The following is an 11,807-nucleotide window of genomic DNA, read 5'->3' as shown; positions in this document are numbered from 1 at the left end:
ACAACAATTTCGATGAAGCACTTCGAGGACAACAACAATGATTATTTACGGTGTGGCGTTTCTGGCGCTGTGTACGTTGATCGGCCTGTTTATCGGTGAGTTGCTGGGCAAGTGGATGGGTATTCCGGCCAACGTCGGCGGGGTGGGTATCGCCATGTTGCTGTTGATCGGCCTGGGCAGTTACCTCAGTAAACGTGGGCTGTTTACCGGCAAGTCGGAGCAGGGCGTGAGCTTCTGGGCGGCGGTGTATATCCCTATTGTGGTAGCGATGGCGGCCCAACAAAACGTGTACGGCGCAATCAAGGGCGGGCCGATGGCGATTCTGGCCGGCACGCTCGCTGTAGTGCTGGGTTTTGCCCTGGTACCGGTGTTAGTGCGCATCGGCAACCGCAAGCCTGTTGCGGTTGTTCCCACTAAAGAAGCCGGGTGATCGCCATGTACGAATCCATGATGAAAGTGATCACCGGCTACGGCCTGATCAGTGGTTTTGCCGTGATCGGCCTGACCATGTGGGTGTCCTATTGGATCTCCGACACCTTCACCAAAGGCCGGCTGCACGGTTCGGCCATCGCCATTTTGCTCGGGCTGGTGCTGTCGTATGTGGGCGGCGCGTTTACCGGCGGCGCCAAGGGTGTTGTGGATATTCCGTTGCTGTCGGGCATCGGCTTGCTGGGCGGCGCGATGCTGCGGGACTTTGCCATTGTTGCCACGGCGTTTGGCGTGAGTGTGGATGAACTCAAGCGCGCCGGTTATGTGGGCGTGCTGGCGCTGTTTGTCGGCGTGGGTTCGTCGTTCGTGGCTGGCGTTGGAGTGGCGCTGGCGTTTGGTTATACCGATGCCGTAAGCCTCACCACTATTGGTGCGGGCGCCGTGACCTACATCGTTGGCCCGGTGACGGGCGCGGCGATTGGTGCCAGCTCCGAGGTCATGGCACTGTCGATTGCCGCCGGGTTGATCAAGGCCATTCTGGTGATGGTGATGACGCCGTTTGTAGCGCCGTTGATCGGGCTGAATAACCCACGCAGTGCGGTGATTTTCGGCGGGCTGATGGGCACGTCCAGCGGCGTGGCCGGTGGTTTGGCAGCGACCGATCCGAAACTGGTGCCGTATGGTTGCCTGACGGCGGCGTTTTACACGGCGCTGGGCTGTCTGCTGGGACCGTCGTTGCTGTTTTTGCTGATGCGCGGGTTGGTGGGCTGACCTGAGCCGGCCTCATCAATGATCGTTCCCACGCTCCGCGTGGGAATGCCTCATGTGACGCTCCGCGTCACGCCTTTAAGAGCAGACGCGGAGCGTCCAGGGCTGCATTACCACGCAGAGCGTGGGAACGATCGGTGTCAGGTTTGGCGGTTGGCATACATCCGACACTCCGCCAGCAACGCCAGCAAGTTCGGATCACGCTCCTTGGCCTTCAAAAACACCACGCCAATATGCTGCTGCAACCGATACCGCGGTTGCAGCGGTATGAGCTTCACGCGGTTCTCATACACCGCTGCAATCCGCCCTGGCAGCAACGCATAACCCACGCCTGAACTGACCATGCTCAGCAGCGTGAAAATGTCGTTCACCTGCATCGCCACCTTCGGCTCAAAGCCCGCCTGCTTGAACACCCGATTGCCGTCCTGATGGGTGGCGAAGCCTTGGGTGAGGGTAATGAAAGTAGCGTCGCGCACATCCGCCAAGTCGATTTGCTGCTCACGGTCGAAGGGTGAATCGGCTGGAGTGGCGAGGAAGATGTCGTCGGAAAACAGCGCGATCTGTTCGCAGTCGGGGTCGTTGGCGTGGTCATCGAGGGAGATGAGGATCGCGTCGACTTCCATGTTCTTGAGTTTGTAGAGCAAGTCAAAGTTGGAACCCAGGATCAGGTCGATATTGAGTTCGCTGCGCCTGATTTTAAGGCCCATGATCAATTGCGGCACGGTTTTGACCGTCAGCGAATACAGCGAGCCCAGCTTGAAGCGCTCGGCGGAAAACCCGGCGGCTTCGCGGGTCAGGCGCACGCTGTCGACCACATCGGCGACCAGTTTCTGCGCGCGTTCTTCGAGCACGTAGGCACTTTCCAGCGGCGTGAGGTTGCGCCCTTCGTGTTTGAACAACGGGCAGCGCAGCGCATTTTCCAGCGAGTGAATAGCGCGGTGCACGCTGACGTTGCTGGTTTGCAGCTCGGCAGCGGCGCGGGCCAGGTTGCCGGTGCGCATGAACGCCAGGAAGATTTCCAGTTTCTTGAGGGTGAATTCTTCGTCGATCAGCATGGCCGTGGCTCGGGTTCGAATGCTGTCGATTGTGCCCCTAAAACCCGTTCACTCCCAGCGATGCGCTGCACAGGCCCAGCACCAGTCGGGTGTACCGAAGGGAACAGGTACAGCCCGCGCACGGTCACAATCGCACCCGGCAAGCCATGCAGGTGGCGATATTGGGGCCGGGCCATGGAGATTGCCGTATGTGGGAGCTGGCTTGCCTGCGATGAGGTCTGTCAATTATTGAATGATGGGCTGACACACCGCTATCGCAGGCAAGCTAGCTCCCACAGGACTCAGTGAGTGATCCATCGGCACGGGGTCGTTGGGCAAAGGCAGAAATGCGTGTTACCTGTAACAGTGCCGGTAGCGTCACAATGGTCCTGGCACAACCATGTGGTAACGGTTATTCGAGGTGAGTGACACATGTATCACGGGGAACGATTCAACGCCTGGAGCCATTTGGCCGGGGCGGTCGCCGCGTTTGTCGGCGCAGTGTGGATGTTGGTGGTGGCGAGCCTGGACGGCAGCCCCTGGAAGATCGTCAGCGTGGCGATTTATGGTTTTACCCTGCTGGTGCTGTACAGCGCGTCCACCGTGTACCACAGCGTGCAGGGGCGGCGAAAAGAGATCATGCAGAAGGTTGATCACTTTTCGATCTACCTGCTGATTGCCGGCAGCTACACCCCCTTTTGCCTGGTGACGCTGCGCGGGCCGTGGGGTTGGACGCTGTTTGGAATCGTGTGGGGGCTGGCGGTGATCGGCATTTTGCAGGAGATCAAGCCGCGTTCCGAGGCGCGGATTCTTTCGATTGTGATCTATGCGGTGATGGGCTGGATTGTGCTGGTGGCGGTCAAGCCACTGATTGCCGCGCTGGGCACGGCGGGGTTTATCTGGCTGGCGTCGGGCGGGGTGTTGTACACCGTCGGCATCATCTTTTTTGCCCTGGAGGATCGCCTGCGGCATTCGCATGGGATCTGGCATTTGTTTGTGATCGGCGGCAGTTTGCTGCACTTTGTGGCGATCATGCACTACGTGCTCTGACCTGTGGGAGCTGGCTTTTGTGGGAGCTGGCTTGCCTGCGATAGCGTCGGCACATTCAATACCGCTATCGCAGGCAAGCCAGCTCCCACATTACAAGCGTTCCAGCAGCTCTCGCGCTCGGTTGCCGAAAATGTCCAACAGGTTCGCCAACATATGCGGCGGCGGCTCATCCGCGCGGGTCAGGGCGTACAGGGTGATCGGCAATGGCGGCGTCAGCGGGCGAATGCAGGTGGTCGCCGTTGACGCGCCGAGGGCGGTAAACGGGTCGATCACCGTCAACCCGGCACCTGACTCCACCATCGCCCGGGCCAGGGAATAGGTCTGTACGGCAATGCTCACCCGTGGCGGTGGGTCGACGTTTTCCAGGTAGCTGTCGAGCTTGGCGGCCAACGGGTCGGCACTCGACAGGCCAATCAACGGCGCACCCGCCAGGTCCGCCAATGGCAGGGGCGTGCTCAGCTCGGCATCCGACCAATAACCCTTTGACGCCAACGCCACCAAGACCCCATTGGCCAGCACTTGCGTGGTCAGCCCAGGATGGCCGGAGAAGTTCAGCGTCAGCGCCAGGTCAATCTCACGCATCAACAGCTTCTGCACCAGCTCGCGGCTGTGGTCGCTGGACAGCTCACAGGCAATGTCCGGGTAGTCGCGCTTCCATTCCAGAATCGCCGGCGGCAGCAGCGACAGGGCCAGTGCCGGAATCGCACCAATACGCACACTTTGGCCCGGCTTGCGGCGCAAGCTCTTGGCCAGGCGCCGCACGCCTTGCAGGCTTTCGGTGACTTTCTCGACTTCGCTTTCCAGCGCCAGCGCTTCGGGTGTGGGCTGCAGTTTGCCGCGCACCCGTAAAAACAGCGCAAAGCCCAGCTGCAACTCGGCGTGCTGCAGCACCTTGGTTACCGCCGGTTGCGAGACGTGCAACAGCTGCGCGGCGGCGCTGACGGAGCCGGTCTGGCGGATGGCCTGGAAGATTTCGATATGACGCAGGCGCATGGCAAGTCCATAACCTTTGTTTATAGATGACCCATCTTTATTCATTGTCGGCGACCTGTCACCTGGCCCTAGGCTTGGTGCCAGTCAATTCAATAGCGGGTGGCGGCAATGGCCAAGCGGGTTTGCATCATCGGTGGTGGCGTTATTGGCTTGGCAAGCGCCTATGCCCTGGTGCGTGCAGGCCATGAGGTGACAGTGATCGACACGCGGGACAGCCTCGGCAGCGAGACCAGTTTCGCCAATGGCGGGCAACTGTCCTACCGCTATGTCGCGCCGTTGGCCGACAAAGGTGTGCCGCTGCAAGCCATCGGCTGGTTGCTGCGCGGTGATTCGCCGCTGAAGCTGCGCCCGCGTCTCGACCCGCAGCAATGGCGCTGGATGGCGGCCTTTATCGGCGCCTGCCGTGGCTCGGTGAACACGCGCAATGCCGCGCACCTGCTGCGCCTGGCGTCCTTGAGCCAGGCCACGCTGGAGCAATGGCGCGAAGGCGATCGCCTGGAAGGTTTCGACTGGCGCCGCAACGGCAAACTGGTGACGTTTCGTAACGCCGCCTCCTTTGAGCATGCGCGCAGCAAGGTCAGCAATAACGTGCAGCAGCAAGTGTTGTCCGTGGCCGATTGCGCACACTTGGAGCCAGCGTTAATGGGCGCCGACTTTCTCGGTGGCATCTACACGCCGAACGAGGAGGTGGCTGACTGTCACGCCTTCTGCCAACGGCTGGCGGCCCGGCTCGAAGCCTCGGGGCGCTGCAGGTTTTTGCTGGGCCGCGAGGTCACTCGCATACGCCACGCCGACGGCGCGGTGCAGGCCATCGAGTTGGGTGACGAGGTGATGGCGGTGGATCAACTGGTGCTGGCGGCCGGGCATCGCAGCGCGCAATTGGGTTTGCCAGGGTTGTCATTGCCACTGTATCCGCTCAAGGGCTACAGCCTGAACGTGCCGATTGGCGCGCATCACCAGGCGCCGAACGTGAGTGTCACCGACTATGACCGCAAGATCGTGTATGCGCGCATCGGCGAGCAACTGCGGGTCGCGGCCATGGTGGATATCGTCGGCTTTGATGCAGGCCTTGAGCCCAAGCGTCTGGCGCTGATGAAACGCCAGGCCATGGAGACATTCCCAACGGCCGGCGATTACACCCACGCGGTCGAATGGGCCGGCATGCGCCCGGCCACACCCACCGGTGTGCCGCTGATCGGCGCCAGCGCCTATCGCAACCTGTGGTTGAACCTGGGCCACGGTGCCCTGGGTTTTACCCTGGCCTGCGGCAGCGGCCAATTACTGGCCGAACTGATCAGCGAACACGCGCCTTCCATCGATATGCAGGGCCTCGCGCCCCGCGCCGCTTGAGGATACAGCCATGACCATCACTCGAATCAGCAGCAACGAGCGCCTCTCTGGCGCCGTCACCTTCAAGGACTTGGTGTTCCTCTCGGGCCAGGTGCCGGGCGACGGCCAGGATGTGGCCACGCAAACCCGCGAAGTACTGGCCAGGATCGACGCACTGCTGGCGCAAGCCGGCAGCGACAAGGATCACGTGCTCAACGCCACTATTTACCTCAAAGACATCGGCAGTGGTTTTGCACCCATGAATGAAGTGTGGTCCGCGTGGTTGTCGCCGGGCATGGCGCCGACACGCACCACCTTGCAGGCCGAACTGGCGCGCCCGACGGTGCTGGTGGAAATCAGCGTGATTGCTGTACGTAAATAACCGCAAGACCAACGGAGAATAACAATGAAAAAAATCCTGTTGACCGGCTGCACCCTGGGGCTGTTGTTTGGCGCACAGGTTCAGGCCAATGATGTCCCGCTGGACGGCACCTTGAGCAAGATCGAGAATGCCAAGTCGATCACCTTGGGGTATCGCGATGCCTCGGTGCCGTTTTCCTATGTGGGCGATAACAGCGGTACGCCCATGGGCTATTCGGTGGAGTTGGCGAGCAAGATCGTTGAGCGCATCCAGCAGAAAATCGGGGTGGCCAAGCTGAATGTTAAGTACAACCTGGTGACCTCTCAGACCCGTATTCCGCTGGTGCAAAACGGCACCGTCGACCTGGAATGCGGTTCCACCGGTGTCACCGCCGAGCGGCAGAGGCAGGTGGCGTTTTCCTACGGGTTTATCTATGTGAAGGGCCAACTGCTGACCGCCAAGGACAGTGGCATCCAGGGTTTTGAAGACCTCAAGGGCAAGAATGTGGTGACCACGGCCGGCACCACCAATGAACGCTTTCTCAAGCGCTACAACGCCGACCACAAAGCCAATATGTTTGTGATCAGCGCCAAGGACCATGGCGAAGCGTTCAAAATGCTCGAGACCGGCCGCGCAGTGGCGTTCTACATGGATGATGCGTTGCTCTACGGTGAGCGCGCCAAGGCCCGTGACCCGCACCACTGGGTGGTGGTGGGCAAGGAGCAGTCGCGGGAGATTTACAGCTGCATGCTGCGCAAGGACGACCCGCAGTTTCTAGCGGTGGTCAACGAAACGCTCGCCGACCTGTACCGCTCCGGGGAGATCAACGGGATTTACCAGCGTTGGTTTGAACAGCCGATTCCGCCCAAGGGCCTGAACCTGGAGTTTCCGATGACCAGCGAGTTGAAAGCGATTATTGCCAAGCCGGTGAGTGACCCGGTGGAGTGATAGCCGCAATGATCGTTCCCACGCTCCGCGTGGGAATGCAGCCTTGGACGCTCTGCGTCCCAATTTGAGGTCGTGACGCAGAGCGTCACAGGAGGCTTTCCCACGCAGAGCGTGGGAACGATCGGGCGAGGGTTAGAAGTCGCCCCAGAGTTGCTGGGCCACGCTCAATGCCACGACCGGCGCGGTTTCGGTGCGCAGCACCCGCGGGCCGAGGCGGGCGGCGTGGAAGCCGGCAGCTTGGGCGGTTGCGACTTCTGCGTCGGTCAACCCACCTTCAGGCCCGATCAGGAACGCCAGGCTCGATGGCTTGGCGTGGCTGACCATCGGCTCGGCCACCGGGTGCAGCACCAGCTTCAAATCCGCCTCGGCTTGCTTCAACCAGTCGGCCAGTAACAGCGGCGGGTGAATCACCGGCACTGTCGAACGCCCGCATTGCTCGCAGGCGCTGATCGCCACTTGGCGCCAGTGCAGCAGACGTTTGTCGGCGCGTTCGTCCTTCAGGCGTACTTCGCAGCGGTCGCTGAAAATCGGCGTGATTTCATTCACACCCAGTTCGGTGGCTTTCTGGATCGCCCAATCCATGCGCTCGCCCCGGGACAGCCCTTGGCCGAGGTGGATGTGCAGCGGTGATTCGGTCTGGCCCGCGAAGCGTTCCGTGAGTTGCACGGTAACGCGTTTTTTCCCGACTTCCAGCAAGGTGCCGAGGAATTCCTGGCCGGAGCCGTCGAACAGTTGTACGGCGTCGCCTTCACCCATGCGCAATACGCGGCTGATGTAATGCGCCTGGGCTTCGGGCAATTCATGGTCGCCGATGCTGAGCGGGGTGTCGGTGAAAAAGCGGGACAGTCTCATTTCTGTTCTCTGGAAGTGGTGTGCAGAGCGGACGCGGAGCGTGGGAACGATCATACAAAACCTGTGGGAGCCGGGCTTGCCCGCGATAGCGGCAGACCCGACACCCGATCAGTTGAGTGAACTCAATTAACCCGGATCCCGAAAGCCTGGGTGAAAATCTTGTGGCACCGCAACACTGACAGTGCTGTTGGTGGCGATATCAATCCCTTCGCTGGCGACTTCAGCCAGGAAGTCGATCTGTTCCGGCGTTATCACATACGGCGGCAGGAAATACACCACGCTGCCCAGCGGCCGCAGCAGCGCACCGCGCTCCAGGGCATGCTCGAACACCTTCAAGCCACGGCGTTCCTGCCACGGGTAGGCGGTTTTGGTGGCTTTGTCCTGAACCATCTCGATGGCCAGCACCATGCCGGTCTGGCGCACTTCCGACACGTGCGGGTGGTCCACCAGGTGCGCGGTGGCGGTGGCCATGCGCTGGGCCAGGGCCTTGTTGTTTTCGATGACGTTGTCTTCTTCGAAAATATCCAAAGTCGCCAAGGCTGCCGCGCACGCCAGCGGGTTGCCGGTGTAGCTGTGGGAATGCAGGAAGGCGCGCAACGTCGGGTAGTCGTCGTAGAAGGCGTCGTACACATCGTCGGTGGTGACGACCGCCGCCAATGGCAGGTAACCGCCGGTGAGGGCTTTGGACAAGCACAAAAAGTCCGGGCGGATGCCGGCTTGCTCACAAGCGAACATGCTGCCGGTGCGGCCGAAGCCGACGGCGATTTCGTCGTGAATCAGGTGCACGCCATATTTGTCGCAGGCTTCACGCAGCAGCTTGAGGTACACCGGGTGGTACATGCGCATGCCGCCGGCGCCCTGGATCAGCGGCTCGACGATCACGGCGGCGACGCTGTCGTGGTTTTCGGCCAGGGTCTGTTCCATGGCCAGGAACATGTTGCGTGAGTGCTCTTCCCAGCTCATGCCCTCGGGGCGCAGGTAGCAATCCGGGCTTGGCACCTTGATGGTGTCGAGCAGCAAGGCTTTATAGGTTTCGGTAAATAATGGCACATCGCCCACGGACATCGCGGCAATGGTTTCGCCGTGGTAGCTGTTGGTCAGGGTGACGAAGCGCTTCTTGTTCGGCAGGCCATGGTTGAGCCAGTAGTGAAAGCTCATCTTCAGCGCGACTTCGATGCACGACGAGCCGTTGTCGGCATAGAAGCAGCGGGTCAAACCTTCAGGCGTCATCGCCACCAGGCGTTCGGACAATTCGATCACCGGCTGGTGGCTGAAACCGGCGAGGATCACGTGTTCCAGCTGATCCACCTGGTCCTTGATGCGCTGGTTGATGCGCGGGTTGGCGTGGCCGAACACATTGACCCACCAGGAACTGACGGCATCGAGGTAGCGCTTGCCTTCGAAGTCTTCCAGCCATACGCCTTCGCCACGTTTGATCGGGATCAGCGGCAGTTGCTGGTGGTCTTTCATCTGGGTGCAGGGATGCCACAGCACCGCGAGGTCGCGTTGCATCCACTGGTTATTCAAGCCCATCGGTTATCTCCTCGAAGCGGCCCTGCGCCCGGCGCAGGCGAAACAATCGCGCAAGCCTATGCAATGCCAGGCGGCGTCACAACCCATTACGGATGAATTGGCAGTAAAGGCAGGACGATCTGTCACGTTTATCAGGAATAGTCCTTAATCCATTGTTAACGTACTGTGCATACTCTCTTGATCGTATTTCTCGATATTTCAAAGCGAAATTTTCCGCTTTAATTCGATAGGTAAATCGCTAGTCTTGGGCACAGTTCTTACGGGATTTGGGACATGCAGCTACGTAATTCATCGGCCCGTTATGGCTGGGTCAGCATTGTTTTGCACTGGGGCGTAGCCCTGGTGGTGTTCGGTTTGTTCGCGCTGGGCCTGTGGATGGTCGGCCTCGACTACTACAGCGCCTGGCGCAAAGACGCGCCCGACCTGCACAAGAGCATTGGCATCATGCTGTTTGCCATCATGCTGGTGCGTATCGTCTGGCGCATTGTCAGCCCGCCGCCACCACCGTTGGCCAGCTACAGCCGAATGACGCGTATTGGCGCTGCGTTTGGCCACGCGTTCCTGTATCTCGGGCTGTTTGCCGTGATGATCGCCGGTTACCTGATTTCCACCGCAGACGGTGTCGGTATCCCGGTGTTTGGCCTGTTTGAGATTCCTGCTGTGGTTTCCGGGCTACCGGACCAGGCAGACAACGCCGGCTTGGTGCATTTGTACCTGGCCTGGGTGTTGGTGGTCTTCGCCGGTTTGCATGGCGTGGCCGCGTTTAAACACCACTTTATCGATCGTGATGCGACCCTGACACGAATGCTGGGACGCAAAGCCTGATGTTCAACCTCGACTCACAAGGAATAGAAAGCATGTTGAAAAAGACTCTCGCCGCTCTGGCAATCGGTTCCGCACTGCTGTCCGCAGGTTCGGCGATGGCCGCTGATTATGTTGTCGACAAGGAAGGCCAGCACGCCTTCGTTGACTTCAAGATCAGCCACTTGGGCTATAGCTTCATCACCGGTACTTTCAAGGATCTGGACGGCAAGTTCAGCTTTGACGCCGCCAAGCCTGAAGACAGCAAAATCGAGTTCAACGTCCGTACCGCCAGCGTATTCACCAACCACGCCGAACGTGACAAGCACATCGCCAGCAAAGACTTCCTGGACGTTGGCAAGTTTGCCGATGCCAAGTTCGTCTCCACCAGTGTCAAAACCACCGGTAAAAATGCTGCAGGCCAAGTCACTGCCGACGTGACCGGCGACCTGACCTTCCACGGCGTGACCAAGCCGATCGTGGTCAAGGCCACGTTCCTGGGCGAAGGCAAGGATCCATGGGGCGGCTACCGTGCCGGCTTTGAAGGCACCACCAGCTTCAACCGTCAGGACTTCGGCAAGCAGATGGACCTGGGCCCAGCGTCCAACACTGTTGAGCTGTACGTGACTTTTGAAGGCGTAAAAGCGAAGTAATTATTTCGCTGTTTCAAACGCCAAGCGCCGACCTCAGGGTCGGCGTTTTGCTGTGCGCTGTTCAAAGGCTTTCTTGATACATCGTCACTTGGCCCTTGAGCCAAGTGTGCAACAAGGTCAACTGCGCCGACGGTTTGCTGCCCGCAGGCCAGACTATGTAATAGCGTGAGGTGTGCGCCGGTTCAATGTCGGTGAGCCGGACCAGCTCCCCGCGTTGAATCAGTGCATGGGCAATCGAGCGGCGTGTCAGCGCGACGCCGTGCCCGAGCCGCACAGCTTCGAGCATCAACGTGGAATCGGTGAACTCCAGCGGCGCTTGCGGACGTTGCCCCTCGATACCTGCGGCGCCCAGCCAGATCGGCCAGCTCTCACTGGCGTGCAGCAATGGCTGCTCAAGGACGGCTTGCGCCGTGTCCGGCAGCACGCCGTGGTTGAAGTCGCGCGCGGCGACCACCAGCAATGAGTCACCCATCAGCGTTTCGCAATGCACATCCGGCCACTGGCCATGACCGAAGCGAATCGCGCAATCAAGCGGGCCTTGCTCGAAGCTGGCGAACTCCATGCTCGACTCCAGCCGCAAGTGCAGCTCGGGGTGAGCCGCCCTGAAATCATGCAGGCGCGGCAACAACCAATGCATGGCGTAGGAAGGCAGCACCGAAGCGGTCAGCTGTGGGTGCCTGGTTTTTGCCATCAGCTTTTCGGTGATCCCGGCGATTTCGCCCAGCCCCTGCCTGATCTGGTAGGCATACACGCGGCCTTCATCCGTCAGCATCAGCGTGCGCTTGTTGCGCATGACCAAAGCGAGGCCCAGGTACTCTTCAAGGGCGCGAATCTGATGGCTGACGGCACTGTGGGTCACGTGCAGTTCGAGGGCGGCCAGGTTCACTTTGCCCAGTCGGGCCAAGGCCTCGAAAGCACGCAGCGCGGCAAGGGGAGGCAGTTTCAAAGTGTGAATTCCTTTCACAGAAAAGCCTAATAATAGCCGCTATACGTGAAATGAGTGGGCTATCAATAATGGCGGCAAGTTATTTATTCAAATAACACCGTGTTGAAACT

General features: G+C 60.1%; 13 protein-coding genes. 8 read left to right on the top strand and 5 right to left on the bottom strand.

Annotation, left to right across the window (positions count from 1 at the left end):
* Positions 1–37: 37 nt before the first annotated feature.
* Positions 38–430 (top strand): malonate transporter subunit MadL, encoded by a 393-nt coding sequence (madL, locus tag HX790_RS12680; RefSeq protein WP_017139428.1) that lies wholly within the window; start codon positions 38–40, stop codon positions 428–430.
* A gap of 5 nt (positions 431–435) precedes the next feature.
* Positions 436–1,200, top strand: coding sequence for a malonate transporter subunit MadM (gene madM, locus HX790_RS12675; RefSeq protein WP_026013868.1), 765 nt, complete (start codon positions 436–438; stop codon positions 1,198–1,200).
* Between the two features lie 137 nt (positions 1,201–1,337).
* Here the strand turns inward: madM and HX790_RS12670 are convergent, their stop codons facing one another.
* Entirely contained in the window at positions 1,338–2,252 is a 915-nt protein-coding gene (locus HX790_RS12670; RefSeq protein ID WP_017139426.1) for a LysR substrate-binding domain-containing protein, read from the bottom strand.
* A 411-nt stretch (positions 2,253–2,663) separates the two neighbouring features.
* Here HX790_RS12670 and HX790_RS12665 point away from each other — a divergent pair, with 411 nt between their 5' ends.
* The gene (locus HX790_RS12665) at positions 2,664–3,281 is read left to right on the top strand and encodes a hemolysin III family protein (RefSeq protein WP_017139425.1); all 618 of its coding nucleotides are present in this window, start codon (positions 2,664–2,666) and stop codon (positions 3,279–3,281) included.
* Between the two features lie 90 nt (positions 3,282–3,371).
* On the opposite strand, the gene HX790_RS12660 is transcribed toward HX790_RS12665, so the two are convergent.
* Positions 3,372–4,274, bottom strand: coding sequence for a LysR family transcriptional regulator (locus HX790_RS12660; protein WP_169987554.1), 903 nt, complete (start codon positions 4,272–4,274; stop codon positions 3,372–3,374).
* A gap of 108 nt (positions 4,275–4,382) precedes the next feature.
* Between HX790_RS12660 and HX790_RS12655 the strand changes: the two genes are divergently transcribed.
* From HX790_RS12655 to HX790_RS12645, 3 genes are read left to right on the top strand one after another with little or no spacing between them, the layout of a single operon-like run.
* Entirely contained in the window at positions 4,383–5,624 is a 1,242-nt protein-coding gene (locus tag HX790_RS12655; RefSeq protein ID WP_176991622.1) for a D-amino acid dehydrogenase, read from the top strand.
* Positions 5,625–5,634: 10 nt separating this feature from the next.
* Positions 5,635–5,985, top strand: a complete 351-nt coding sequence (locus HX790_RS12650; RefSeq protein WP_017139422.1) for a RidA family protein — start codon at positions 5,635–5,637, stop codon at positions 5,983–5,985.
* A 24-nt stretch (positions 5,986–6,009) separates the two neighbouring features.
* Positions 6,010–6,912 carry a transporter substrate-binding domain-containing protein gene (locus HX790_RS12645; RefSeq protein ID WP_176991621.1) on the top strand — a complete coding sequence of 301 codons (903 nt, stop codon included), beginning with the start codon at positions 6,010–6,012 and terminating at the stop codon, positions 6,910–6,912.
* 132 nt (positions 6,913–7,044) lie between these two features.
* On the opposite strand, the gene HX790_RS12640 is transcribed toward HX790_RS12645, so the two are convergent.
* Both HX790_RS12640 and HX790_RS12635 read right to left on the bottom strand, forming a co-directional pair.
* Positions 7,045–7,764, bottom strand: coding sequence for a 16S rRNA (uracil(1498)-N(3))-methyltransferase (locus HX790_RS12640; RefSeq protein ID WP_017139421.1), 720 nt, complete (start codon positions 7,762–7,764; stop codon positions 7,045–7,047).
* A gap of 126 nt (positions 7,765–7,890) precedes the next feature.
* Positions 7,891–9,297 (bottom strand): adenosylmethionine--8-amino-7-oxononanoate transaminase, encoded by a 1,407-nt coding sequence (locus HX790_RS12635; RefSeq protein WP_017139420.1) that lies wholly within the window; start codon positions 9,295–9,297, stop codon positions 7,891–7,893.
* 273 nt (positions 9,298–9,570) lie between these two features.
* Here HX790_RS12635 and HX790_RS12630 point away from each other — a divergent pair, with 273 nt between their 5' ends.
* Together HX790_RS12630 and HX790_RS12625 are read left to right on the top strand one after the other, a co-directional pair.
* Positions 9,571–10,122 carry a cytochrome b gene (locus tag HX790_RS12630; RefSeq protein WP_176991620.1) on the top strand — a complete coding sequence of 184 codons (552 nt, stop codon included), beginning with the start codon at positions 9,571–9,573 and terminating at the stop codon, positions 10,120–10,122.
* Between the two features lie 32 nt (positions 10,123–10,154).
* Entirely contained in the window at positions 10,155–10,751 is a 597-nt protein-coding gene (locus HX790_RS12625; RefSeq protein WP_026013867.1) for a YceI family protein, read from the top strand.
* A 61-nt stretch (positions 10,752–10,812) separates the two neighbouring features.
* Here the strand turns inward: HX790_RS12625 and HX790_RS12620 are convergent, their stop codons facing one another.
* Positions 10,813–11,697, bottom strand: a complete 885-nt coding sequence (locus tag HX790_RS12620) for a LysR substrate-binding domain-containing protein (RefSeq protein ID WP_017139417.1) — start codon at positions 11,695–11,697, stop codon at positions 10,813–10,815.
* Positions 11,698–11,807 lie beyond the last annotated feature (110 nt).

Source organism: Pseudomonas sp. IPO3747 (assembly GCF_013385245.1).
GTDB classification, from domain to species: Bacteria; Pseudomonadota; Gammaproteobacteria; order Pseudomonadales; family Pseudomonadaceae; genus Aquipseudomonas; species Aquipseudomonas edaphica.
Note: the sequence above shows the minus strand (reverse complement) of the source record. Positions and strands in the feature narration are given on the sequence as shown.

Bases quoted from the DNA above. Each gene is read 5' to 3' on its own strand.
- HX790_RS12655 (WP_176991622.1), top strand. From the start codon at position 4,383: ATGGCCAAGCGGGTTTGCATCATCGGTGGTGGCGTTATTGGCTTGGCA.
- HX790_RS12630 (WP_176991620.1), top strand. From the start codon at position 9,571: ATGCAGCTACGTAATTCATCGGCCCGTTATGGCTGGGTCAGCATTGTT.
- HX790_RS12665 (WP_017139425.1), top strand. From the start codon at position 2,664: ATGTATCACGGGGAACGATTCAACGCCTGGAGCCATTTGGCCGGGGCG.
- HX790_RS12645 (WP_176991621.1), top strand. From the start codon at position 6,010: ATGAAAAAAATCCTGTTGACCGGCTGCACCCTGGGGCTGTTGTTTGGC.
- HX790_RS12650 (WP_017139422.1), top strand. From the start codon at position 5,635: ATGACCATCACTCGAATCAGCAGCAACGAGCGCCTCTCTGGCGCCGTC.
- HX790_RS12660 (WP_169987554.1), bottom strand. From the start codon at position 4,274: ATGCGCCTGCGTCATATCGAAATCTTCCAGGCCATCCGCCAGACCGGC.
- HX790_RS12625 (WP_026013867.1), top strand. From the start codon at position 10,155: ATGTTGAAAAAGACTCTCGCCGCTCTGGCAATCGGTTCCGCACTGCTG.
- HX790_RS12635 (WP_017139420.1), bottom strand. From the start codon at position 9,297: ATGGGCTTGAATAACCAGTGGATGCAACGCGACCTCGCGGTGCTGTGG.
- madL (WP_017139428.1), top strand. From the start codon at position 38: ATGATTATTTACGGTGTGGCGTTTCTGGCGCTGTGTACGTTGATCGGC.
- HX790_RS12670 (WP_017139426.1), bottom strand. From the start codon at position 2,252: ATGCTGATCGACGAAGAATTCACCCTCAAGAAACTGGAAATCTTCCTG.
- madM (WP_026013868.1), top strand. From the start codon at position 436: ATGTACGAATCCATGATGAAAGTGATCACCGGCTACGGCCTGATCAGT.
- HX790_RS12640 (WP_017139421.1), bottom strand. From the start codon at position 7,764: ATGAGACTGTCCCGCTTTTTCACCGACACCCCGCTCAGCATCGGCGAC.